We start from the raw sequence: 26,376 nt of genomic DNA on the forward strand, positions 1-26,376 counted from the left end.
TTTATACCAAAACGGTACATTTAATGCGTTAGTAAGTTATAGAGATTTTATCCTACCAAATTGTTGTGAAGATTCAAAAAATTCTTGTCGGTTTTCTATTGCTTTGGGCGTTTTTTACCCAAGCACAAACCAATGAAATAAAGATTGATGCAACTTTAGATATTGAAAATTACGCTCTTCATATACAACAGCAAATCATTTTTAATAATAACTCTGAAAAACCATTAGATACAATTTTTCTTCATAATTGGATGAATGGCTATAGAGATAATGAAACACCACTTGCAAAAAGGCTAATTGAAGATTATAACAAAACACTCTATTTTGCAAAAGACAAACACCGCGGAGAAACAACTATAAAAAACATCTCAATTGATTTTCAATCAATCAATTTTATTGAATATAATGGAATTGCTGATATAATTGCAATTCCACTTAATGAAACAATTCAACCTGGAGGGTCAACTCAGTTAAATCTTACCTACACAGTTAGAATCCCATCTGATAAGTATACCAGCTATGGCCGAAATCGAGAATTTTTTAATTTAAGATATTGGTATCTAGTTCCTGCAAATTATACGGATAAATGGGAGTTGATGAGCAATTTAAACATGGATGATTTGTATATGGATATTGCAGATTATGACATCAAAATTGCCGTTCCGAAGTTTTACAGATTAAGTTCTAGTTTACTCGGTAGTACCGAAACTAATAATAATGATAGAATTTATCATTTAAAAGGAAAAAAACGTGTAGATATAGAACTATCGATCAGTCCAATAGTTGATTATACCACTTACGAAACGGACAATGTTATCATAGAATCTAATATGAAGGCTGTAAATTTAGATTTAAATGTTAGACGCGATATATTAGGGAGAGAAATGGCGTTTTTAGAAGAGCAACTAGGAAAATACCCTCATAAAAAACTATTTGTTGATAGGATCTCTTATTTAAAAAATCCAGTATATGGATTGAACCAACTACCTTCTTTTATTCAACCTTTTTCTGATGCTTTTGAATGGGACATTAAAATGTTTAAAATTTTATCTAAAACATATATAGACAATACGTTATTAATAAATCGTAGAGAAGATATGTGGTTAGCAGATGGAATTCAGCATTATTTAATGATGAAATATGTTGAAACCTATTACCCAGAAATAAAAGCGATTGGAAACATATCAAAAGTGTGGGGTATCAGAACTTTTAATTTGGCCAAACTAGATTTTAATGATAAATACCCTTTTGTATATCAATTCGCTGCCCGAAAAAATGTAGATCAAGCATTGAGTAAAAGAGCCGATTCCCTTTCTAATTTCAATCGTAAACTTGTAAACAAATACAAAGCAGGTCTTGGGCTAGAATACTTAGACGCCTATATAGGTAAAGATCTTATTTCAGAAAACATAAAAGAATTTTATAATGAGAATGTTCTCAAAAACAGCTCAAGTAAATCGTTTAAAAACAACTTGATTAATAGCACAGATAAAGACCTTTCATGGTTTTTTGGAGACTATGTACAATCAAAAAAGAAAATAGACTATACCATCAAAAAAATTAACGTCGTTGGAGATTCTATTGATGTAGTGATAAAAAACAAGCGAAACATTACTGTTCCAGTATTGCTTTATGGTGTCAACAGTAATGAAATTAAATATAAAAAATGGTATTCAAATATAGACTCTACAGCCACTGTAAGAATACCTAATGATAGCATCGATAGACTTGCATTGAATTATGAATTTAAGTACCCAGAATTAAACCTAAGAGACAACTGGAAGAGTGTTAAAAAAAGACTATTCAACCGTCCAGTCAAGTTTAAATTATTTAAGGATATTGAAAACCCATATTACAATCAAATATTTTATGATGCTAAGGGAAAATACAACTACTATGATGGTTTACAAATTGGATTAAACTTCTCAAATAAATCACTATTAAACAAACCGTTCTCTTACCGACTTCAACCTTTTTACGGAATTAAATCTGAGAGCATTACTGGATCATTTTCATTACTTTATGAATATACACCTGAAGAAACAGTTATAGATAGACTACAGTTGGGTTTTGCTGGTAGTTATTTCCATTACGATACCGATTTGTCATATCAAACATTCTCACCCTATGCTGTTCTTAATTTTAAACGAAAGAGTTTAAGAGATGTTGGAGGTAGCGCATTAATTGCTAGTTTATCGGCCATACAAAGAGACATTGATCCTAATGAGTTAGCACCAAACCCCGAAGAATATAAATACAATATTTTCAGTTTGAGTTATGTGTATTCGAAACCTGCACTTATTGAGGATTTTAGACATGCCACAAATTTGGAATTTGAAAGTGATTTTACCAAACTCTCATATGACCTTAGATATCGAAGATTAACAGATAACTTAAGACAATTCGATTTTAGATTGTTCGCAGGTGTATTTTTACGTAACAAAACTGAATCTGACTTTTTTAGTTATGGTTTATCGAAACAAAACGATTACCTCTTCCGATTAAATTTCTTCGGTCGTTCGGAAGATTCTGGTTTTTTTAGCCAACAGTACATTACCAGTGAAGGAGGTTTTAAATCGCATGTTGAAAAAAACTTTGCAAATCAATGGATGGTTTCCTTTAACTCTAGTATTGGGTTATGGCGATGGATTGAGGTGTACAATGATGTGGCTTTATTGAAAAGTAAAAATGAGTCCACATTTTTTGCCTATGAGAATGGAATACGGTTAAATTTTGTGCATGAAATCCTAGAAGTCTATTTTCCAGTGTATTCCAATAATGGTTGGGAAATCACTCAAGAGGCCTATCCAACAAGGATAAGATTCGTATTATCAATAAATCCTAAAAAAATTATTAATTTCGCTAGAAGAGGCTTTTTTTAGTGAAAATAATTTAAATAATACGCCTCATTTTGATAATTCATTAAATATTCTTAAATTTGCAGTCCATAAAATCATCCCATGGTCTCTGAAAAAACTTCTAAAAACACCGAACAACTTTCATTCCAGCAATTTAGAGAAGAAATCTTAAATGATTATCGGATTGCAGTATTGAGTAGAGAATGTAGTTTGCTAGGGAGAAAAGAGGTATTGACCGGAAAAGCAAAATTTGGAATATTTGGTGACGGAAAAGAAATTCCACAATTAGCCATGGCCAAAGCCTTTAAGAAAGGTGACTTCAGATCTGGTTATTATAGAGATCAAACTTTTATGTTTGCTTTGGGTGAATTAACACCACAACAGTTTTTTGCTGGCTTATATGCACATCCTGATGTGAATGCTGAACCTTTCTCTGCTGGAAGGCAAATGGGAGGGCATTTTGCAACCCAAAGTATAAAACCCGATGGCACATGGAACAATCTTACAGAACAATACAATACCTCTGCCGATATATCTTCAACGGCTGGTCAAATGCCAAGACTGCTCGGTTTAGCACAAGCTTCTAAAGTTTATAGAGAATTAGATACCGTAAAAGAACACAGTAAAAACTTTTCTAAAAAAGGAAATGAAATTGCTTGGGGTACTATCGGAAATGCTAGTACTAGTGAAGGATTGTTTTTTGAAACTTTTAATGCAGCAGGAGTTTTACAAGTTCCAATGGTTATAAGTGTTTGGGACGACGAATATGGTATTTCTGTACATGCAAAGCATCACACAACAAAAGAAAACATTTCTGAAGTTTTAAAAGGATTTCAAAGAGACGCTAAGAATAAAGGTTACGAAATAGTAACAGTTAAGGGATGGGATTACGTACAACTAATCGACACCTATAATAAAATTGCAGAATTAGCGCGTAAAGAACATGTTCCTGCTTTAATTCATGTTACAGAAGTAACGCAGCCACAAGGGCATTCGACCTCTGGGTCTCATGAGCGTTATAAATCTAAAGAACGTTTGCAATGGGAAAGAGACCACGATTGTAATTTAAAAATGCGCGAATGGATTCTTGATTTCGAATTGGAATCGAATGGAGAAATCTTAAGATTTATAGACTCAGAAGACGAATTAATTGCTATTGAAAAAGCAGCCAAAAAAGAAGTGAGTATTGCAAAAAGAAACGCTTGGAAATCTTATACGGAATCCATCGATGCAGATTTACATGAGGCAATACCTTATTTAGAAAAAGCAGCGCTAAAAAGTTCTAACAAGCAGTTTTTACAAAAAACCGTAAATGATTTAAAATCATTACACGAGCCTTTAAGAAAAGATATTTTTACACTTCTCAGAAAAGCTTTACCTTTTTTAGCCAATGATACTTCTAATGAGAAAAATCAGTTTTTACATTGGTTAAAAACAAAGCAACGCAACATTCAAGAAAAATATAGTTCTGAATTATACGATGACAGTTTAAATGCTACGACAGCAATTGAAGGTGTTCAGCCTTCTTATGATGAAACGCCTAACCAAGTAGATGCAAGAATTGTAATACGTGATAATTTTGACGCCTTATTCAATAAATATCCTCAATTAATGACCTTCGGAGAAGATGTTGGGTTTATTGGGGATGTAAATCAAGGTTTAGAAGGTTTACAAGCTAAATTTGGAGCGATTCGTATTTCAGATACGGGTATTAGAGAAGCATCAATAATGGGACAAGGTATTGGTCTTTCTTTAAGAGGACTTCGACCAATTGTAGAAATTCAGTATTTAGATTATCTAATCTATGCACTCCAAATAATGAGTGATGATATTGCAACCTTGCGTTATAGAACTTTTGGCCAACAAGTTGCTCCTGTAATTATTAGAACTAGAGGACATAGACTTGAAGGAATTTGGCATTCTGGATCACCAATGGCTATGATGCTTGGTGCATTTAGAGGCATACACTTATTGGTCCCTAGAAACATGACAAAAGCGGCAGGCTTTTATAACACGCTCTTACAAGCAAATGAACCTGCAGTAGTAATTGAATGCTTAAATGGATATCGATTAAAAGAAGATTTACCAACCAATCTTGGAGAATTTACTACTCCCCTTGGAGTTGTAGAAACGTTAAAAGAAGGAGAAGACATTACCATAGTTTCTTACGGATCTACCTTACGCATTGTAGAACAAGTAGCGAAGGATTTGTTACAGGTAAATATAAATGTTGAAGTAATTGATGTACAATCTCTCTTACCATTTGACATTAAACATGATATTGTTAAAAGTTTACAAAAAACTAACCGATTGTTGATTGTTGACGAGGATGTTCCAGGTGGAGGTTCTGCATATATCCTGCAAGAAGTACTCGAAAACCAGAATGGATACGAATACTTAGATGCTAAACCGGTAACTTTAAGTGCTAAGGCTCATAGACCTGCATACGGTACTGATGGTGACTATTATTCTAAACCAAATGAAAATGACATCTTTGAAACCGCATATAAAATTATGCAAGAAGCAAATCCTAAAGCATACCCTGCTTTAATTTAAAAATATTGAATTCTATATAAAAAAACTCCTTCTATTTTTAGAAGGAGTTTTTTTATACTATCTATTTGGCGGCGGAGGTGGTGGTGGAATTTCATCTAACGCTTTGTTTTCATTTAAATCATCTAAATTTGATTGAATTACCGGTAATAATGAATCTTCATTTTTCAAGGCAATTTCAATTCCTTTTTTAAATATATCAATAGCTTCCTTTTGCTTTCCAAATCTATTTAAAGCTTCGCCATAACTGTTATAAGCGTTTATTGAGTTAGGATAAAATTCAAGCACCAAAGACAAAACATCCATTCCTAATTCGTTTTTACCGCTCTGAAAATAGTTGTATGCCTGCGCATTTAAGTAGTTTTCTGATGGCTTGAATTCTTCTCCGACCAGTTTACTATATTTATTATAATGCCTTAAAGAAGCCTCTATATAATTTCTATTCTTTATATCTACATTAAAATCGGATATCATATTAAGCAACTGTTCCAAGTCAACACCTCCTTTAATATTATCCTTCGAGAGGTTCCAATTTTTATAATTTTTTATATTCCCTCCAAAAGATTCTGAGACCCCTTCTAGCACTCCATTTTTTAATGCAAATCTTATTTTAGAATTCATATTTCTAATAGAATCCGAAATAATCACTTTTAAAAGATCATCTTCAACAACAACCTTCTTAACTTTTAACATATCAGTTCTATCAGGAGTAAAAAAAGAAATTTCGGCTTCCATACGTGTTGACTGAAAAGTTATGTCTAAAATTAACCCCAGATAAACATTATTATAGGTTGAAGTTCCATACCAACGTCCGTCAATCTTTTCCGAATTAATCTCATCTCCAATAATGATTTCAGGAATTGAGTACGTTGTCGTAGGCTCATTTAATTTTAAATAGCCACCCTTCTTTGCCAATTTACTCACAACATTCCAACTTGATTTTTGAATGAATTCTATATTCTTTTGATTTAATTGCAATAAGATTTCTTCCTCTTCAGAAGACTCACCTCTACTTGACAATCGAAAACCTGATATTTTATTTGAAAGCCCTTCTGTTGATTCTTTAAAAATTGTCGAAAATATGGTCGAGGCAACTATAAACGAGCCATATTCAGATGGGTGCGAGCCGTCCGGGTCGTATAAACTAAGAGAATTATTTACTCTTAATTTATCCCAAACTAACCCTACGGGCGCAAGAATTGCATCTAATTCACTCGCTATTTGGTTATATGCATGTGTAAGAATCACCTGTTCATTTGGTTTATTTTTAGTAGACCATGTCATAAAAAAAACAGTTTGCGCTCCTCTTTTCTTAATTTCAGTATTGAATTTTCTAGCGTATTCATAAAAATTATCAGTATCACCAAAATATATATCATTATCAATAATAAGTCCCATGCCTAGTTTACTCTGTTCCTGCAAAACCACATAATCCCAATCTTTCGATTTAAGGGTTTCCAAGGCAGATCCTTCTTCCCAATGCCTTTTCAATGTCATTCCGCCTTGACTCACTAATTTTACTTCAATTTCATGGTTTGGAAATTTTTCTTTTACCATTGACTTTAATAATTCTGGAGAACTATTATAGTAGGTATAACTATTTCCAATAAAAAGAATTCTAGTTTTGGCTGAATCAGGCACATGTGAACAAGAGATAACAAATGAAAAAATCAAAGTTACTCTAGATAGCATTTTAATAAAGTGCATCAAGTTGATTTTAATGTTGATCAAAAGTAGCAAGAAATAATCGTACCAAAAGTTAAATTTTATGTATTAAAATAAAGTTTATTGAGTCAACTTTTTGGTACATTTACAATAAAATTTGAAAATTCATGATTCATCTCATTGTTGGCAACACCGGCTCTGGAAAGACAACCTACTCCAATCAATTAAAAGAAAAAATCAAAGGGATTATCTTTTCTATAGATAAGTGGAATAACGCCTTATTTATTCCTGATAAGACCGATAAGGATGGCTTGGAATGGTTTTTAGAACGAATTGAAAGATCTGAAAAATTGATTCTAGATTTAATTAGTCAATTAGAACAATCTGGAACTGATTCAATTTTAGACTTAGGGTTATCAAAGGCGGAACATCGTCAAAAATTTCGAAATTTTGCAAATACTAATGGATATGAAATCAAACTTCATTATCTCGACATTCCCAAAGAAACTCGACTTCAACGCGTTTTAAAAAGGAATTCTGAAAAGGGAGACACGTTTGAATTTGAAGTTACCCAAGAGAATTTTGATTTTATGGAAACATGGTTTGAAAAACCAACAGAAAAAGAATTGAAAATAGCTGTTTTAATTCATGAATAACATTTCCTTTAATTTGAAAAATACTTTTAATTTGAAAATACTTTTTTTATTTTCATCTCTAATGATTTGTGGGATTTGCCACGGACAGAAGAAACTGCTTAAAGTAATTACGACTAGCGCAAATACTGAGTGGAGAACATCAAATCCAAAATTAGAAAAAACTAAGCACTCTTTTTTCAATACAAAAAATTCTAAATCTAATCTAGTAATTCCGGTTGAAATAAGCGGCCTGAGTATTCCGTTCTCTTGGGACTGCGACCTTTCAATTTTAAATTTCTTAACGTTAGAAGATGATGATTATTCAGTTAAAACTGGAATGAACGCGGATTCCATTTATTTAGGAACAAAAATTAGTTGGAGTAAAAACAAATCCTCACTTATATGGTTAAATAACAAAACTCATAAAGCATCAATTGACAATTGGTATTTAATGGAAGTAACGGATTGCCCAAATACTTTTGTTTTCCCTGTTTTACAATTTAGTCCAGTTTTAGAATTAAAAAAAGCCAGAACTAATAATTTGAAAGGTATTGCCATTATCCCGTTCAACCCTGAAATTAAAAATATAAAAAGCTTAAAAACTAAACTATATACAATTAATAAAATAGAATTAAGCGGAACAGGATATGATCTTAATGATGACGGTGCTTTAGATGTTTTCATTCATTATGAATCTATTGCAAACGATGGAACAATCGGGTACAAGCGAATGTATTTAAATATTAATGGGTCTTGGGTTTGTAAATGGAATCAATATTATCAAGAATGTATTTAAAACACTTTCTCTCTGTAGTAATTAGTCTTTTTTTTGTATCTAGTTTCTCTCAAAAAAAGGAAATCAAATACTTTGATGAGTTTAGGCAAGAAATTAACAAGCGACAGTTTAAAAAACTTATCGACTATAAAAACACAATAGATATCTACATTGAAAGGGACTCCTTAACCCTTGGTCTTATCGTAAAACGAAATAACTTTGGTAAACTTTCTTCTAGAAATAACAATGCCTTTAGAAGATACTTAAGTGAAGTAGCCACAACTCCAATTAATGAGAACGAAAAAATCGTTATTTCATATCTGTATGAGGAAGCAGAATTAAAAACAACACAACAAAAGTCAACATGGAATGTTTTAAGTGCTAATTTTTTGAAACGACTTCATGAAACGAGCCCAAATGTCAGACAGTTTTATATAGTTTCTCCTAAAAACTCAAAATTAGATTATTTCGGAGCACCAGAAATACCTTGGATTATAGATGCCGATTTTAATGTTGAGCGTTTATTTTTTGATAAACCCATAAACTCGGGAATTTACATTTTATTAAAACCAAATGGTTTATATTATTTCTATGTAGGTGAATATGGAGATTTTATGGTTTTAGAGAATGCTTCAAAGTTCTTTGCTAAAAAATAATATGAGTAGTTTATTTTGATTAATTTTAACTACCAAATTTTAATTCAAATGAAAAAAACTATCCTTCTATTTTGTTCTGTACTCGTTAGCGCAATTACATACGGACAATCTCGTACAATAACTGTTGATTCTACAGTCATTACAAAACATGAAACAACTGCAAACGGAGTATCATTTCCATATACTGCCACTACTGGAACGCAGCCTGTTTGGAATAATGACGGGGCCGTTGTTGCATCGTTATTTTATACGTATTACAAACGCTCGGATATTAAAGACGATACAAGTAGACCTCTATTAATTTCGTTTAATGGTGGGCCTGGTTCTGCTTCTGTTTGGATGCATGTTGCTTATACGGGTCCGAAAATTTTAAAAATTGATGATGAGGGTTACCCAGTACAACCTTACGGTGTAAAATCAAATCCATATTCAGTTCTTGATGTTGCTGACATTTTATACGTCAACCCCGTTAACACAGGCTATTCTAGAATGGTAAAAGACAAAAACGGTGAATATCCAGATCGAAAACAATTTTTTGGTGTCAATGCTGATATCCAATATTTAGCAGAGTGGGTCAACACGTTTGTAACAAGAAATAACAGGTGGAGATCTCCTAAATATATTATCGGTGAAAGTTATGGAGGAACAAGAGTTGCTGGTTTAGCAAAAGCACTGCAAGGTTCACAATGGATGTATTTAAACGGTGTTATTATGGTTTCTCCTGCAGATTATAAAGTGTTGCGTCAAGACAATCCTCTTTCTAATGGCATAAATCTACCTTATTTTACTGCCGCAGCTTGGCATCAAAAGGCATTAAGTGCAGATTTACAAAACAAAGATTTATTAGAAATTTTGCCTGAAGTTGAAGCATACGCAATTAATGAATTGATTCCCGCATTATCAAAAGGAGGCTCATTAAGTGCTGCCGACAAAGATGCAATAGCAACAGAAGTCGCACGCTATTCGGGGCTCTCAAAACAAGCCGTTCTAGATAATAATTTAGCGGTACCTACCTCCTATTTTTGGAAAGAATTGAAACGAAATAAAGGATTTACAGTGGGTCGATTGGATTCGAGATACTTAGGGATTGATAAAAAAAATGCTGGGGATAGCCCAGATTATAATTCTGAAATTACTTCGTGGTTACATTCCTTTACTCCAGCCATTAATTATTATTTACGTGAAGAACTAAATTATAAAACAGATTTAAAATACAACATGTTTGGAAGTGTGCGTCCTTGGGATAACAGCAACGATAATACACGAGAAAACTTGCGTCAGGCTATGGCAGAGAATCCTAACTTACATGTATTATATCAATCGGGATATTACGATGGTGCAACGACTTATTTTAATGCAAAATATTCTATGTGGCAACTAGATCCAAGTGGTAAAATGAAAGGCAGACTTTCATTTAAAGGTTACAGAAGTGGCCATATGATGTATCTGAGAAAAGAAGACTTAGAAGCATCCAACAAGCATTTGAGAGAATTTATTCTTAATACAATTCCAAAAGAAGGCGTACCTGCCAAATATTAACTTCTTAACAATTTAAGTCCTATTGCGCATTGCAAACATTTTTGTGGTGCGCAATAGTTGTTTTTTAACTCTAGTAAAGCCTGTGTTTCAAAAGCGCTTGATGTTGGAAAAGACAGTGCTTTAAAATTGTCAATTATACTATTCCCTTCAGGCTTCAATTCTTGAATTAATCTTAAAAACGGAACAGGTTCAAATTTACCTACATGTTTAAAATAGACAAACCTCAGCGGAATTATAGTGTTGATTAACAATAAATCTACAAATGATTTTGTGAGGTTTTTGTTACTTTTTTTGGAATCAGTTTCAAATGTATAATGTGTTTCCCAATACTTAGAAGTCGCAACTTTAAAATAAGTATAGAAATCACTTAAAGAATTTAATTTCATTACATCGGCAAACAGTTGCTTTTTTTCAAAAATTAAGTTGGCTAATTGCGCTGCTCTAATGGTTGGGAAATTGGTGGGTCGCAATCTAAAATACTGCACTTTGGTTATCGGTAGGCCTAACTTGTATTTTTTAACCTGATACTCATACTCCTTTTTCAACTCCAAATAATAATCGTTTTCTACAACTTCATTTAGCATTGCTAATTGTCCAAAAAACAAACTCTCCAACCGTGTTAGACTTTGAGATTCCTTTCTAACAATTGCATAGTCTAATGCATCGGCCATTTTAAAAAAGGGTTCAGCATTCACTTTTAAACCAAAATTCTTAGCCAATAACTGAAACAATACCTGCTCCCAATTAAACTCACTTTTGTTCAGTAATTTGTTTACTTCTAAAGCCTTTCTCTCAATTCGCTCTATATATAAACGCTCTAACCAATTGTTAATGGTAAAATGATCTATTAAATCTAACGACTTTTCGCAGTTGATAAAACTCTTTGATTTTGAAAATAACTTCTGGTAATTGTTCAATAATTCCTTAGAAACAATTTTATTCAATTCGATGGTAGGCAAAACATTATTCGCTTTGTCAAAAACTGCAACATCATTGTTCCAAACAACATGTAAAATTAAGGCATCATAATTACTGTCATTCTCATGTCCATGGACATACCAATCTGATGCATTTACATGAATTTCAATATTTCCGGCCCACAATTGATCGTCGATTCTAATTCTTGCATTCAAGAAATCAGGACCTGTATGTAAATTGTGTGTACCAACAGAAACTACATAAATTGGCTTACAGGAGACCGTTTTCATACTAGATGAATAAAACAACTTGTGCATCCAAATAAAATGGAGTAATTCTTCTTTCATAGCAAACAAAAGGATTCATTAAATATACAAATTTTATACATCGATTGATTATTATAATCACATTACCACTTTAAGTTTTCATTTTTACCTTTCCTTTGCATAATTATTATAGAACAATGGATAGTATAGAAAAATTAAAATGGCGTTATGCCACGAAAAAATTTAATCGTGATAAAAAGTTATCTAACGAACAATTAGATGTACTCAAAAACGCATTCAATTTAACCGCAACCTCTTATGGACTGCAACCTCTTAAATTATTAGTGATTTCGAACCAAGAAGTTAAAGATAACTTGGTTGAATACGCCTTTAACCAATCGCAAGTTGCAGACTGTTCACATCTCTTGGTTATTTGCATAAAAACAGATATTGATAGTAATTATGTCGATAGAAAATTTAATCTCGAAATAAAGGAGCGTGGACTAGAACCTGAAATGCTATCTGATTTTAGAGCCTACTTAAAGAAAACGATCGAAAATCAATCGCAAGAAGATAAAGATAACGCTGCGAAAAACCAGGCATATATTGCCTTAGGTAATTTAATGACCGTTTGCGCACTTGAAGAAATTGACTCTTGTCCAATGGAAGGTTTTTTACCTTCCAAATTTGATAAAGCACTTAATCTAAAGGATGAAAACCTTAAATCAGTACTTTTATTACCCGTTGGATTTAGAGCGGAAGACGACTTTATGAGTTCTCTTAAAAAAGTTAGACTACCAATTGAAGAATCAATTATTACAATTGATTAATAATTCAATTTTAGGATACTTATAAGTATCTTCGCAACATATTCAAATACTTAACTTATTACCATGATTAGAACTATTGAACCTAAACAAGTTTGGAAAAACTTTGCTGATTTAAACGCCATTCCTCGTGCTTCTAAAAAGGAAGAACAAGTAATAGCCTTTATGCTTGATTTTGGGAAAAAATTAGGATTGGAAACAACCATAGATAAAGTTCAAAACGTTTTAATTAAAAAGCCTGCAACCCAAGGTATGGAAAACCGTAAGTCTGTGGTTTTGCAAAGTCATTTAGACATGGTGCATCAAAAAAATAATGACACGAATTTCGATTTTGATACAGAAGGTATTAAAATGTTTATTGATGGAGATTGGGTTAAAGCGGAAGGAACAACTTTAGGTGCAGACAACGGTCTTGGTGTTGCTGCGATTATGGGGGTCTTAGAATCTACCGATATTGCTCATCCTGCAATTGAAGCATTATTTACTATTGATGAAGAGACTGGTATGACTGGTGCTATGGGATTAGAACCCGGTTTTTTAAGTGGTGACATTTTATTAAACTTAGACACGGAAGAAGATGATGAAATTGGTGTAGGTTGTGCTGGTGGAGTTGATGTAACTGCATCTAAAAAATATGAACAGCAAAAAATATCTAATGGCGTTACGTATAAAATTACTGTAAAAGGTTTGCAAGGAGGCCATTCTGGAATGGATATTCATAAAGGTTTTGGAAATTCAAACAAGTTGATGAACCGTCTTTTGGATGCTATCAAAGATTTTATTCAAATCTCTGAAATTGATGGAGGAAGTTTAAGAAATGCCATTCCAAGAGAGAGTAATGCTGTAGTAGTTGTAAAAGATACCGCAGAATTCGAACAAATATTTAAAACCGCTTCATCAGAAATATATAACGAGTACACTTCAATTGAAAAAGATTTAGTTATCAGTTATAGTATTTCAGATGCCTCTGATTCAGTTTTATCTTCAAAAGATCAAGATATAATTATTCAAACTATCTACGCTTTGCATAATGGAGTATACAGAATGAGCCCTGATATTGAAGATTTAGTAGAAACATCTAATAACATTGCGAGAGTAATTGTTAAGGATGGTAAAATCCAAATCTTATGTTTAACACGTTCTTCTGTTGAAACTGGCAAATGGGATATGGCTAAAACTCTAGAAAGCACCTTTAATCTTGGTGGTTTTAATGTAGAGTACTCGGGGTCTTATCCTGGTTGGAAACCGAACCCAGACTCTACCATTTTAAAAGTAATGAAGCCTTTATATGAAAACTTATTTAACTCAAAAGCAAACATTTTGGCTTGCCATGCTGGCTTAGAATGTGGCTTATTGGGAACGCATTATCCAGAAATGGATATGATTTCTTTTGGTCCAAATATTAGAGGCGCACATTCACCTGATGAAAGGGCACAAATCAGTTCCACTAAAAAATTCTGGAAATTCTTAATTGAAATTTTAAAGAATATTCCAGTTAAAGCATAACAGATGGGAAAGAAAGTGATTATTACTGGTGCTAGTGGTATGGTTGGTAAAGGTGTTTTATTAGAATGCTTAATATCAGATTATATTAGCGAAGTATTGGTCATCAATCGCTCTTCAATTAATGAAAGTCACTCAAAATTAAAAGAGGTCTTATTAGAAGACTTTACACAAATAGCAACGATTAAAAACGAAATAGAAGGTTATGATGCTTGCTTTTTCTGTATGGGAATTTCTTCAATAGGTATAAGTGAGACTGACTTTAACGCAATTACATTCGAACCTGTTAAAGCATTTACTGATGTATTGTATACTGTAAACCCTAAACTAGTTTTCAATTATGTTTCAGGTACCGGAACAGACAGTTCTGAGACAAGTAAAACCATGTGGGCGAGGGTTAAGGGAAAGACGGAAAATTATATTTTAAATAAAGGTTTTAAAGATGCCTACGCTTTTAGACCAAATATGATTATTCCCGAAAAAGGCACTAAGTCTAAAACTGGTTGGTACAATAGTATTTATGTTCTATTGCGTCCATTCTTTCCGTTATTAAAAAAGTCAAAAAACATTACTACCACTACCCGATTAGGACAAGCAATGATTAATTCAATAATTCATCCAATTGAATTAAAGCACTTAGAAAATAAAGATATAAATCAACTTTCCAATATTTCGACGGTCAATTAATTAGGCTTTCTTCATTTATTCTTTTTACCTTGTGATTAGAATTTATTTGTAATGATAAAGCAATTCATTTTTATTTTCTGCTTTGTAAACTTGTTGAATTCCTATTCGCAAGAAGTTACCTTATACAAGCAATTTGGCGGTCACATAGATTTTACCATAATTGGAAATTCCATGAATCTAGATGAGAATGGCGCATTTTCTAATTGTGTTATAAATACATCTTCTAGTGCGACTTTGAATTTAACCGATGATGAAACAATTAAAGGAGCATACTTGTATTGGGCTGGTTCTGGACCGGGAGATTTTGGGGTTCAATTAAATAATGAAAGTATTACTTCACAGCGAAATTTTAATGCTGTTTTAGAAACAGTTGACCTTCCATATTTTAGTGCTTTTTATGATGTTACGGCACAAATCATATCTGAAAGAAATACAGAATACACTTTAAGCGAGCTAGATCTTACTGATATCATTTCGGCTTATTGCCCCAACGGAACTAATTTTGCCGGGTGGGCAATTTTGGTAATTTATGAAAACCCAAACCTACCTCTAAATCAAATTAATATTTATGATGGCTTAGAGTACGTACCTAATGAACTTTCAATTTCATTAAATAATATTGATGTAATTGACACCATTGATTCTAAAATTGGATTTATTGCTTGGGAAGGGGACGCTTTCCTAAGTGTAAATGAGTCACTTTATATAAACGGAAACCTTATAGGAAACCCTCCATTAAACCCCAATGATAATGCATTTAATGGTACCAATACTTATACAAATTCTGATGAACTCTACAATATGGATTTGGATGAGTACAGCATTCAAAACAATATTGCAATCGGCGATGACACTGTAAATATTCAATTGACTTCTGGGCAAGATTTTGTGATGATCAATACTATCATTACAAAACTCAATAGTCAATTGCCAGATGCAACAATAAGTATTGACAATTTTCAAATTACCTCTTGCAACAATAGAGAAACGCAATGCTATGTAACAGTTTACAATAATAACAGCACCAAAGAACTCCCTGTAAATACATCAATAACTATATATGGTGACGAGAATTTGTTAGCTACTACATTTACTACTTCAATCATACCAATCAATGGCTCAGAATCCATTGAAATTCCCCTTATAATTCCAGAAAGTATTTTACAAGATTTTGAATTGAAAGCAGTTGTAAATGAAATAAATCCAGTTCTAGAAATTAGAACTGACAACAATGAATATTTTCTCTTTATTAATTATCCTTTACCACCAGTTTTAGAGGTCCAAAGCCCAATTGAAAACTGCAACTTAGGGTTTGAAAAAGGAATTTTTGACTTCTCTGATATTTACACCGAAATAATAACTACAGTAGGATCAGACGTAACCATAACGTTTTACCCAACCGAAGAGGATTATTTAAATGATACTGCTCCAATCAATCCCAATTTTGATTACGAGAACATCTCAAATCCACAAACAATTTATATTAAAGCAACAAACGATTTAACAGGCTGCTACTCTTATGTAACACTTCCAATATCTGTATATAATTGTCCGCCCTTTATCCCAGATGGTTTCTCTCCAAATGGTGATGGAATCAATGATGAATTTAATATTAGTGGATTGTACGATATTTTTACATCCTTTAATCTAGAAATATATAATCGTTGGGGTACATTGGTTTATGATACCAATCAAAATAAAGAACCTTGGAATGGTCGTTTATATAACACAAAAGAACTCGTACCTACCGGAGTTTATTATTACATCTTATATCCAAACGACTCAAATTACAAAACCGTTCAAGGATCCGTTTATGTAAGTCGCTAAAATTAATTTACTACCCCTGACATATTTTGTCACTGCTCACTTTAATTTTGTGGTATATTTAAACTTTAAAATCAAAAAATCATGAAAAACGCAGTGAATTGGTTCGAAATTCCAGTTACAAATTACGAAAGAGCAAAAACATTTTACAACACTATTTTAAATCTGGAAATCCAAGATTACCATATGCCAGAAAAAAATATGGAATATGGCATGTTTCCGTATGACATGCAAGGTAATGGCGTTGGAGGAGCCATTGTAAAAATGGAAGGTCTTAATCCATCTTCAGATGGATCAACTGTTTATTTAAATGGTGGAGATGATTTAAGTGTTGCATTAGAAAAGGTTGAATCTGCTGGAGGCACTATAATTATGCCAAAAATGGATATCGATGAAAACGGATTTATAGCCCAGTTTATAGATACTGAAGGAAATCGTGTTGCCTTACATTCAATGAATTAAAATTTATTAGAAAGATAGTGAACCGATGGTTCACTATCTTTGGTTTATGACACAACTTTCGAGACTCATATCTATTCTTACTTTATTAAAATCGAAGCGATTGTTAACGGCAACTGAATTGTCAAATCGTTTCGATGTGAGCATTCGAACTATTTATAGAGATATTCGAAAATTAGAGGAAGCGGGTGTACCAGTAATAACCATTGAGGGTAAAGGTTACACTTTGATGGATGGATATACCGTCGCTCCCGTTCAATTCACAGAAAAACAAGCAAACGCACTAATCACTGCCCAGCATTTAATCAAACAAAGTAATGATCAATCCTTTATTAGAGATTTTGAAGAAGCCCTGACTAAAATCAAATCTGTATTTAGAAGTTCCATTCAAGAAAAGAGTGAATTACTTAATGAAAACATTCATGTGTTCAACACAAAAAATGAAACGATCAGTAGCAATGCTTTGTCTGAATTTCAATTAGCGATTACGAACTTTAATTTCGTAGAAATAAATTATTCAAAGGTGTATACCGATGAAAAATCATTTCGAAAGATTGAACCTTGCGCCCTGTACTCCACACAGAATAAATGGATTTTAATTGCTTGGTGTCATTTAAGAAAGGATTACAGAGCGTTTAGATTGGATAGAATTCAACATTTTAAAATTCTACAAGAAAAATTTGAAGACCGAAAGTTTAGCCTAATCGATTTTCATAAAAATGAAAATTACCCAGATACTTAAAAAATGGATAAAACTATATGTGAAAGAATAATCGCTATTTGCGATGCAAAAATCGCTAAAAAAGGAGACGTAGTTGGCCTCTCATTTTATGCATTTTTTGAAAACAAAAACAACAATCCCGAAACCTTGTTTAAAGTTGCCAAATGGTGGATAAAAGAAGAGAAGTTAGACCACTTCGAAAAAGCCATTAAGATAAAAAAGCTCGTCAAAGAACTAGACCAATTTAATTAACAAAACCACGAATTATTTTGTTGATTTTCATTCAATTAAATTCATTAATTTTGGATGTGAGGTTAAAACTATTCATATTATTTTTTTCGATTGGAATCTTATCCTATTCACAAGGCGAAGCCAATAATTGGTTTTTTGGTGAAAACGCTGGTTTAAAATTTAGCAAAAGTGGGATTCCATCTGCTCAAAGTGGTACATTAAATACCTTAGAAGGATGCGCATCCATATCAGACTCAAATGGTAATCTTTTGTTTTATTCCGATGGCACAACCGTCTTCACCAAAACGCATCAAGTTATGGAAAACGGGACGGATCTAAAAGGCCATAGTTCTAGTACGCAATCCGCAATTATTGTTCCCAATCCCCTTGATGAGAATATTTACTACTTATTTACAGTCGGTCAATTTCGAGATGCCGGTTTTCATTATTACACTATAGATTTATCTAAAAACAATGGAGAAGGCGCCGTCGTTGGAGGCGAAGTAAATTTAGATCCAACGGATGGGACATATACTAAAACTTGGACTGAAAAAATTACTGCGGTGAAATCTAATGATTGTGATTATTGGGTTATCTCGGTGGTTGAAAACAAAATATTATCCTATAGAGTGGATGAAAATGGTGTAAATTCAGACCCTGTAAGTTCTAGTGGAAGTTTCTTTGCTTATAACACTAGAGGTTATTTAAAAGTTTCTCCAAATGGCAAAAAGTTAGCAATTGCTCATCAAGGAATCGTACAAGATGATCGAAAAGTTATCCTATACGACTTTAACAGAGATACTGGAGAAGCAACCAATGAAAACGTAATCTATCAAAGTCAAAATAATGAACAACCATATGGTTTAGAGTTCTCTGCCGAAACCAAGATGCTTTATATGACCACAACGGATTTTGTTGGCAGTACAACTGAAGATGAAGACTCTGACGCCCCTCAAAACGGAACTTATAGATTATATCAATTTGAATTGGACAAACCATCGATTTTAAGGACCAAAACATTAATTTATACAGAAAAAGAAGCCTTTAGAGGAGCTCTTCAATTGGGTCCTGACAAAAAAATATACGCAACCATTCCGGAAACTTATTTTAAAGGAACTACATTTTTAGATGTAATTCATGAACCAGAGAAAAAAGGCAACGCTTGCAGATTTCGAAAGGGGTATATTTATTTAGGAGGAAAATTTTCGATGCAGGGTCTCCCGCCTTTTATTCAATCCATTTTTGCCGAAGATGAGATTAATATTGTAAACCCTTTTGAAGAAGTAGATCTTACAAGTAGCGAATTGGCTATTTGTGAAAACTCAGAATACACGCTCTCAGGGCCAGATATTCCAGATGGCGATTACAGTTGGACCTTTAACAATGGATCGGGAGAAGTTCCTATACAACTGCCTACACCGCGACATCAATTAACAATCAGTTCCAATTCTCCATCAAAGATTGGTAAATACACATTAACTATAGAAACAAATGATAAATGCAATTTAATCCTTAAAGGGGAAGCAAATCTTTCTTTTATAATCCCTCCAAACACCAAACCAATAGCAACTTTAATTAAATGTGACCTATTCGATTCAAATCCTAGTGATGGATTGACCTTTTTTAATTTGAAAGAAAGTTTGGATGAGCTCACTTATAATGATTCGAAAAATTTCAGTGTTTATTACTATTTAACCGATTCTGATGCAGAAAATGATCAATTCAATCAAAATGCGCTACCCAATGTGTTTTCAAACACAATTCCAAACCAAACTATAACTGCTAAACTTTTTTATCAAAACTCAAAATGCTATAGTTTAAGTAAAGTAGAATTGATTGCGAATGTTAGCGTCGTTCAAACCACCTCTGACTTAATCGAGTGTGAAATTGAAAATGACGAAGCTTCCTTTGATTTAAAAACAAAAAGAACAGAAATTCTAAATGCTCTTAACATCGGAAATAATGTTGCCATTTACTTTTATGATTCCATAGAGAATGCTTTGAATGAAACGAATCTTTTAGGAGATTTCAAAAATTCAGCCGGTGAAACTATCTATTTTAATATTACACAAGACGGTATTTGTTATGGCTCTGGAGAGTTTAATTTAATTGTAAGTACATTTCCAGATTTAGACCTAGAAGAAAACTATATTTTATGTAAGTCTGATTATCCAATAAAAATTAACGCGGGAGTGCCAATAGATATTCAACACAACTACGAGTATATATGGAGTACAGGAGCAGTAACACATGAAATTGAAATTAACTCTGAAGCGGATATATCGCTAATCATTAGAGCAAAATTAAATGCTTGTGAATTTATAAAAACATTTGAAATCGAAGACGCCCCAATTCCTACCATAGTAGATTACGAGGTGGTTTCTGAAACTTTTGGAAACACTATTCACATTATTACTGATACAGATTTTGAGAACCTATATGCCATTGGAAGTCCGCTCAACCCATATAAATTAATAAATTCATTTGATAATTTAGTACCTGGAGTCTATGATGTTTTTGTTAAAAACAAGTATGAATGCGGGACAGTATCTAAGAAGATTTATGTTCTTGGATTCCCAAAATTCTTTACACCAAATGATGATGGATATAACGATCATTGGCAATTAATTGGTTTAGATCAGATAAATTTTTCTTTTTCAGACATTCAAATTTTTGATCGTTTTGGCAAACATTTAAAATCCATTGCTCCAAATGAGTATTGGTCTGGAATATACAATGACATTGAACTGCCTTCTTCGGACTATTGGTTTTCATTCAATGTAACCGATAAAGAAAATATTACAAAAAATTACAAAGGGCATTTCAGTCTCATCCGACGTTAATATTTTATAATTTTAATGGCTATCATTATTTAGAATAGTAGATTTACTGTATGGAATTTAAACTAAAATCAGAATTTAAACCAACGGGTGATCAACCCGAAGCAATTGCTCAATTAGTAGATGGATTGAATAATGGAGACGACAGTCAAGTTTTGCTTGGTGTTACTGGGTCTGGAAAAACGTTTACCGTTGCCAATGTGATTGAAAAAGTGGATAGACCTACTTTGGTTTTGGCACACAACAAAACATTAGCCGCCCAATTATATTCTGAGTTTAAGCAGTTCTTTCCAGACAACGCTGTTGAGTATTTCGTTTCTTATTACGATTACTACCAACCAGAAGCATACATACCTGTTACAGGTACATTTATTGAAAAAGATCTATCAATAAACGATGATATAGAACGCATGAGAATTAGCACCTCCTCAGCCCTATTATCTGGTCGTAGAGATGTTTTAGTAGTTGCTTCAGTATCTTGTTTATACGGGATTGGAAATCCGATTGAATTTAAAAAGAATGTAATTGAAATTGAACAGGATATGCAAATATCCAGGACTAAATTCTTACATCAACTCGTTCAAAGTTTATACTCAAGAACAGAAATGGAAATTAGCAGTGGTACTTTTAAAGTAAAGGGAGATATTGTTACTGTATATCCATCTTATGGAGATTATGCTTATCGCATACATTTCTTTGGTGATGAAATTGAAGAAATCGAAAGTTTTGATTTACAAAACAACGAAGTAGTAGAAAAGTTTGAAAACTTAACCATTTATCCTGCCAATCTTTTTGTGACTTCGCCCGATGTAATGCAGAATGCCATTCATCAAATTCAAGAAGATCTGATGAAACAGCATGATTATTTTAAAGAAATCGGAAAACATTTAGAAGCAAAAAGGTTAAAGGAACGGACAGAATTCGATTTAGAAATGATCCGTGAATTGGGCTATTGTTCAGGAATAGAAAACTATTCTAGATATTTAGATGGTAGAGAAGCAGGCACAAGACCGTTCTGTCTTCTAGATTATTTTCCTGATGATTATTTAATGATTATAGATGAAAGTCATGTTACCATTCCACAAACACATGCCATGTATGGTGGTGACAGAAGTAGAAAAGAGAATTTAGTAGAATTTGGGTTTAGATTGCCTGCAGCAATGGATAATAGACCTCTAAAATTTGAAGAGTTTGAAGCCATTCAAAACCAAACAATATATGTAAGTGCTACTCCCGCAGATTACGAACTACAGAAAACAGAAGGTCTTTTTGTTGAACAAGTAATTAGACCTACTGGGCTTTTAGATCCAATAATTGATGTAAGACCTAGTTTAAATCAAATTGATGATTTAATTGAGGAAATTCAAATAAGAGTTGAAAAAGATGAACGAACTTTAGTTACAACGTTGACTAAAAGAATGGCTGAAGAGTTAACAAAATACTTGAGTCGAATCCAAATTCGTTGTCGTTATATTCATTCTGATGTTGACACTTTGGAACGTGTTGAAATAATGCAAGATTTAAGAAAAGGTTTATTCGATGTTTTAATTGGTGTAAACCTGTTAAGAGAAGGATTGGATTTACCAGAAGTTTCTTTGGTGGCAATTTTAGATGCAGATAAAGAAGGGTTTCTAAGAAGTCATAGATCTATAACACAAACCATTGGTCGTGCTGCAAGAAACGTTGAAGGCAAAGCTATTTTATATGCTGATAAAATTACCAACAGCATGCAATTGACAATTGATGAAACTACACGGAGAAGAGAAAAGCAAATTGCTTACAATACTGCGAACAACATAACACCTAAACAAATTAAGAAGGCCATTGATAATTCATTGATTAAAACCAATGTATCTTCATTCCACTATGATAATTCTAACAAGGCTGCAGAAGAAGAAGCTCAATATTTATCGAAAGGAGAAATTGAACAACGTATTAGAGACAAGCGTAAATTAATGGAAGAAGCTGCAAAAGCTTTAGATTTTTTAGTTGCGGCTCAATTACGCGATGAAATAAAAGAATTACAAACACACTTATAAAAAAAGCCGCTCAATAGTTGAGCGGCTTTTAATTCTTAATTCCAAACATGGTTTAACAACCAATCTTCTACATCTGGCATATATGTTTCATATTCACATCCCGCAAAATGGTCTAAACCAGCAACACGGACAAATGTAATATCTGACCCCGCATTAATAGAACCATCGATAAACCCCTGTGTTATTTCAACATCAAACAATTCATCTTCTTCACCATGGAAAGCATAAATAGGAATATCAAATTTTGTATATCCTCCTGAACTACTCGTATCATAAGAACTGGCTAAGGGAATTGCCGCTGAAAATATTTCTGGAAAGAACTGAGCAAAGAAAAAACTACCGTTGCCTCCATCACTATAACCCATTACCACAATTTTAGAAGTATCTACATCTAAAAATTGAGAAACCATATCTACTAGTGCCTGAACTTGAACTTGATTAAACTCATCATACCATTGATATCCACTACTGTTTGGTCTAACAATATAAGGGTCTAAATTTTCCATACCTGGAAGTATCAAGCAACTTGTTGTTTTATGCGCATCTAGTAGCATATTTCTAGCGCCACCATGCAAATCAATTATTAAAGGTCTCTTATTGGCTGAACTTGCCGATTCTGGCTGAACAATTCTAAAATTCCAGAAAACACCTTCAACCAACGATTCCAGAGCCAAATCATTAACACCATCATTAATAATTAAATTGCTAAAATCTTCTCTAACATCAGCTGCTGTTCTCGGCTCTTTAGGAGGTGTATCATCATCAGAACTACAACTAATAACAAAAATTAAAGAAAAAAATGCAAGGCAATACAATAGGTTTTTCATCTTAAAAGTATAATGATTAGATCTTAAAATTAATTCTAATCCATTTACACTCAAAAAAATAAATGTTAAAAAAAACAAAAAGCCGTGAAAATCACGGCCTTTATAAATTTATGTTTTAAGGAATTAGTTTCCTTCATTATAGTCTGCTAAAAACTTAGCCAATCCAATATCAGTCAATGGATGTTTTAATAAACCTTCAATGGCACTTAAAGGCCCTGTCATTACATCTGCGCCAATTTTAGCACAATCCATAATATGCATTGTATGTCTTACAGATGCCGCTAAAATTTGCGTATCAAAACCATAGTTGTCATAAATTAATCTAATCTCAGAAATTAAATTTAATCCATCAGTAGAAATATCATCTAAACGACCTATAAAAGGAGACATATATGTTGCTCCTGCTTTTGCTGCTAACAATGCTTGTCCAGCAGAAAAAATCAAGGTTACGTTTGTTTTGATTCCTTTTTCAGAAAAATACTTACATGCTTTCACCCCATCTTTAATCATAGGAATCTTCACTACAATTTGTGGATGTAAAGCAGCCAAGGCTTCACCTTCTTTAATCATTCCCTCAAAATCAGTTGAAATTACTTCAGCACTCACATCACCTTCAACAATATTACATATGTCTACGTAATGCTTTAAAATATTTTTTTGGCCGGTAATTCCTTCCTTAGCCATTAATGATGGGTTGGTCGTAACACCATCTAAAATCCCTAAGGCTTGAGCCTCTCTAATTTGATCTAAATTCGCTGTGTCAATAAAAAACTTCATGAGTATATTTTGAGTTAAATTTTATGGTGCAAAGATATGAAAAACTAACACTTTGCCACTTGATGTTTAAACAAATAAGTAAAGATTTACTAAAATTTTTCGAACTACAATTTATAATGGTTCATCAATAATTTTTCATACATCCTATCCGGTAATATCCGCTTTAAAACAATGGAAAACTTCTGCATAAAATCTCCCACTTTATAATGAAGTTTCGGATTTTTAGTATTGATAATCTCATAAACCGTTTTCGCCATTTCAATTGGGTCACCTCCTTCATCTACATGCGCATCCATAAGGTCAAGGTTTAACTGGTAGTTTTCTTTATAAGCTGAATTCTCGAATATCGGCGTATGATAGCGACCACTTGCAATACTTGTTGCAAAGTCCCCTGGTGCAACATTGGTAACATTTATTCCAAACCTTTTCGTCTCCATACTCATGGCTTCTGTAACCAATTCTAAAGCACCTTTGGTCGCAGAGTAAATTCCACGATAAGGTAAGCCCATATAACCAGCAATTGAAGTAACATTAATGATCAATCCAGATTTCTGATTTCTCATAATTGGCAAAACCGCCTTAGCAACATCAATCGCTCCGAATAAATTCGTATCAAAAACTTTACGCATTTCATCTGTCGGTGTATCTTCAATAGGTCCAGTAATACCCATTCCGGCATTATTTACCAACACATCTAATCGTCCTTCTTTAGTAATGACTTCGGCAATTGCATTAGATATAGATTTCGGATTGGTAACATCCAAAGCAACTAAATTAAAAGGATGATTTTTCATATTATCAGGATTTCTACTAGTTCCATAAACTACATATCCTTTTTCCGATAAAAACTCTCCGATAGATTTTCCAATACCAGATGAACCTCCGGTTATAAATATAACTTTACTCATAAGGGTAAAAATAAGTGGTTTTGATCAATAAAAAAATGAGAAAAAGAAGAAAGTTTCGGATACAAAAAATGGCAAGCGACCTACATCACACTGCTACAACCTAATACCCTTGCTGCGTTCCCGCCCTGGGGGATTCAAAGGGAGCTAGTTGTGTAGGACTTGCCGCTGCAAATTTACAATCAATTTTAGCAATGGGCAACCAATTTTTATTCTTTTTTCTGTAACATTTTTAATGAACTGACTACTAATCATTTTATAAATTAAAAAATACTTCAAACTCAAATACTTATAGTTTTTAGTATATTTGTTCAACTAATTAAACTACTTAAAAAAATGGAAAATCAAACAGTCTCTTCAAAATCAATTATGCTTAGTAAAGGTGTTATGCTTGGAATTGCTTCAATTCTGCTAGCGGTAACAGTTTATGCCTTAGGCCAGTCTTACGACCAACCCTTTTGGGCTACATTGGTAAGTATCGTTTTAACGATTGTTGTTATAGCAATGGGGTTAAAAGAGTTTAAAGCTGGTAATGGCGGGTTTCTAAAACTTGGAGAGGCGTTAAAAATTGGTCTTGGAATATCACTTATTTCAGCAATTGTTTATATCATATATTTTATGGTATTCATAAATTTTGTTGAACCTGATTTTTATACAAACATGTATACCATTCAAGAAAATTCATGGATTGATTCAGGAATGACCGATGAACAAATTGATGGTGCCAAGTCTATGTATGAAACGATGGCCAACCCAATGGTTACTACTGGAATTGTGTTAATTTCTAGTTTGTTTTTTGGTTTTATTACTTCGTTAATTGTAGGTTTAATTATGAAGAAGTCAAACGAAGAAGTTACTAGTATCTAGAAAA

At 32.9% G+C, this 26,376-nt stretch carries 21 protein-coding genes and 1 other RNA gene; 16 read left to right on the forward strand and 6 right to left on the reverse strand.

Annotated elements, in window-relative coordinates:
- Window positions 1-65 precede the first annotated feature (65 nt).
- Together RM519_RS11140 and RM519_RS11145 are read left to right on the forward strand one after the other, a co-directional pair.
- On the forward strand, window positions 66-2,882 hold the full coding sequence (locus tag RM519_RS11140) for a gluzincin family metallopeptidase (RefSeq protein ID WP_311593890.1): 2,817 nt from the start codon (window positions 66-68) through the stop codon (window positions 2,880-2,882).
- Between the two features lie 78 nt (window positions 2,883-2,960).
- A complete protein-coding gene (locus RM519_RS11145) occupies window positions 2,961-5,414 on the forward strand; it encodes an alpha-ketoacid dehydrogenase subunit alpha/beta (protein WP_311593891.1) in 2,454 nt (817 codons plus the stop codon).
- 57 nt (window positions 5,415-5,471) lie between these two features.
- Here RM519_RS11145 and RM519_RS11150 read toward each other — a convergent pair whose 3' ends face one another.
- Window positions 5,472-7,118, reverse strand: a complete 1,647-nt coding sequence (locus RM519_RS11150; protein WP_311593892.1) for an SGNH/GDSL hydrolase family protein — start codon at window positions 7,116-7,118, stop codon at window positions 5,472-5,474.
- 125 nt (window positions 7,119-7,243) lie between these two features.
- On the opposite strand from RM519_RS11150, the gene RM519_RS11155 reads away from it, so the two are divergent.
- From RM519_RS11155 to RM519_RS11170, 4 genes are read left to right on the forward strand one after another with little or no spacing between them, the layout of a single operon-like run.
- Window positions 7,244-7,732, forward strand: coding sequence for a P-loop nucleotide/nucleoside kinase family protein (locus RM519_RS11155; protein ID WP_311593893.1), 489 nt, complete (start codon window positions 7,244-7,246; stop codon window positions 7,730-7,732).
- 31 nt (window positions 7,733-7,763) lie between these two features.
- Window positions 7,764-8,507, forward strand: coding sequence for a hypothetical protein (locus RM519_RS11160; protein WP_311593894.1), 744 nt, complete (start codon window positions 7,764-7,766; stop codon window positions 8,505-8,507).
- Window positions 8,498-9,142 (forward strand): hypothetical protein, encoded by a 645-nt coding sequence (locus RM519_RS11165; RefSeq protein WP_311593895.1) that lies wholly within the window; start codon window positions 8,498-8,500, stop codon window positions 9,140-9,142. Before RM519_RS11160 ends, RM519_RS11165 begins: the two co-directional genes overlap by 10 nt.
- Window positions 9,143-9,190: 48 nt before the next feature.
- A complete protein-coding gene (locus RM519_RS11170; protein WP_311593896.1) occupies window positions 9,191-10,681 on the forward strand; it encodes a S10 family peptidase in 1,491 nt (496 codons plus the stop codon).
- Here RM519_RS11170 and RM519_RS11175 read toward each other — a convergent pair.
- Entirely contained in the window at window positions 10,678-11,946 is a 1,269-nt protein-coding gene (locus RM519_RS11175) for a DUF2851 family protein (RefSeq protein WP_311593897.1), read from the reverse strand. The two genes, RM519_RS11170 and RM519_RS11175, sit on opposite strands and share 4 nt — an antisense overlap.
- Window positions 11,947-12,062: 116 nt before the next feature.
- Between RM519_RS11175 and RM519_RS11180 the strand changes: the two genes are divergently transcribed.
- From RM519_RS11180 to uvrB, 9 genes are all read left to right on the forward strand, one after another.
- Window positions 12,063-12,695 carry a nitroreductase family protein gene (locus RM519_RS11180; protein ID WP_311593898.1) on the forward strand — a complete coding sequence of 211 codons (633 nt, stop codon included), beginning with the start codon at window positions 12,063-12,065 and terminating at the stop codon, window positions 12,693-12,695.
- A 63-nt stretch (window positions 12,696-12,758) separates the two neighbouring features.
- A complete protein-coding gene (locus RM519_RS11185) occupies window positions 12,759-14,198 on the forward strand; it encodes an aminoacyl-histidine dipeptidase (protein ID WP_311593899.1) in 1,440 nt (479 codons plus the stop codon).
- Window positions 14,199-14,201: 3 nt separating this feature from the next.
- Window positions 14,202-14,882 carry a Rossmann-fold NAD(P)-binding domain-containing protein gene (locus RM519_RS11190; RefSeq protein ID WP_311593900.1) on the forward strand — a complete coding sequence of 227 codons (681 nt, stop codon included), beginning with the start codon at window positions 14,202-14,204 and terminating at the stop codon, window positions 14,880-14,882.
- Between the two features lie 93 nt (window positions 14,883-14,975).
- Window positions 14,976-16,709: a T9SS type B sorting domain-containing protein gene (locus tag RM519_RS11195; protein ID WP_311593901.1), complete on the forward strand. Its 1,734-nt coding sequence runs from the start codon at window positions 14,976-14,978 to the stop codon at window positions 16,707-16,709.
- 81 nt (window positions 16,710-16,790) lie between these two features.
- Window positions 16,791-17,168, forward strand: coding sequence for a VOC family protein (locus tag RM519_RS11200; RefSeq protein ID WP_311593902.1), 378 nt, complete (start codon window positions 16,791-16,793; stop codon window positions 17,166-17,168).
- 46 nt (window positions 17,169-17,214) lie between these two features.
- Window positions 17,215-17,907 carry a helix-turn-helix transcriptional regulator gene (locus RM519_RS11205; RefSeq protein WP_311593903.1) on the forward strand — a complete coding sequence of 231 codons (693 nt, stop codon included), beginning with the start codon at window positions 17,215-17,217 and terminating at the stop codon, window positions 17,905-17,907.
- Window positions 17,908-17,910: 3 nt separating this feature from the next.
- Entirely contained in the window at window positions 17,911-18,138 is a 228-nt protein-coding gene (locus RM519_RS11210) for a DUF6500 family protein (RefSeq protein WP_311593904.1), read from the forward strand.
- 56 nt (window positions 18,139-18,194) lie between these two features.
- Window positions 18,195-20,960: a T9SS type B sorting domain-containing protein gene (locus tag RM519_RS11215; RefSeq protein WP_311593905.1), complete on the forward strand. Its 2,766-nt coding sequence runs from the start codon at window positions 18,195-18,197 to the stop codon at window positions 20,958-20,960.
- A 50-nt stretch (window positions 20,961-21,010) separates the two neighbouring features.
- Window positions 21,011-22,996, forward strand: coding sequence for an excinuclease ABC subunit UvrB (uvrB, locus tag RM519_RS11220; protein ID WP_311593906.1), 1,986 nt, complete (start codon window positions 21,011-21,013; stop codon window positions 22,994-22,996).
- A gap of 35 nt (window positions 22,997-23,031) precedes the next feature.
- On the opposite strand, the gene RM519_RS11225 is transcribed toward uvrB, so the two are convergent.
- The 4 genes from RM519_RS11225 to ffs all read right to left on the reverse strand — a co-directional run bounded on the left by RM519_RS11225 (window position 23,032) and on the right by ffs (window position 25,673).
- Complete coding sequence (locus RM519_RS11225) at window positions 23,032-23,823, reverse strand: dienelactone hydrolase family protein (protein ID WP_311593907.1); 792 nt, start codon at window positions 23,821-23,823, stop codon at window positions 23,032-23,034.
- A 123-nt stretch (window positions 23,824-23,946) separates the two neighbouring features.
- Window positions 23,947-24,600, reverse strand: coding sequence for a fructose-6-phosphate aldolase (gene fsa / locus RM519_RS11230; protein ID WP_311593908.1), 654 nt, complete (start codon window positions 24,598-24,600; stop codon window positions 23,947-23,949).
- A 104-nt stretch (window positions 24,601-24,704) separates the two neighbouring features.
- Window positions 24,705-25,508, reverse strand: a complete 804-nt coding sequence (locus tag RM519_RS11235; protein WP_311593909.1) for an SDR family oxidoreductase — start codon at window positions 25,506-25,508, stop codon at window positions 24,705-24,707.
- Window positions 25,509-25,574: 66 nt separating this feature from the next.
- An RNA gene (ffs, locus tag RM519_RS11240) (signal recognition particle sRNA small type) lies at window positions 25,575-25,673 on the reverse strand.
- Between the two features lie 168 nt (window positions 25,674-25,841).
- Between ffs and RM519_RS11245 the strand changes: the two genes are divergently transcribed.
- Window positions 25,842-26,372 carry a DUF4199 domain-containing protein gene (locus RM519_RS11245; protein WP_311593910.1) on the forward strand — a complete coding sequence of 177 codons (531 nt, stop codon included), beginning with the start codon at window positions 25,842-25,844 and terminating at the stop codon, window positions 26,370-26,372.
- Window positions 26,373-26,376 lie beyond the last annotated feature (4 nt).

Origin of the sequence: Urechidicola vernalis (genome assembly GCF_031846385.1) — a bacterium.
In the GTDB taxonomy this organism is placed as follows: domain Bacteria; phylum Bacteroidota; class Bacteroidia; order Flavobacteriales; family Flavobacteriaceae; genus Urechidicola; species Urechidicola vernalis.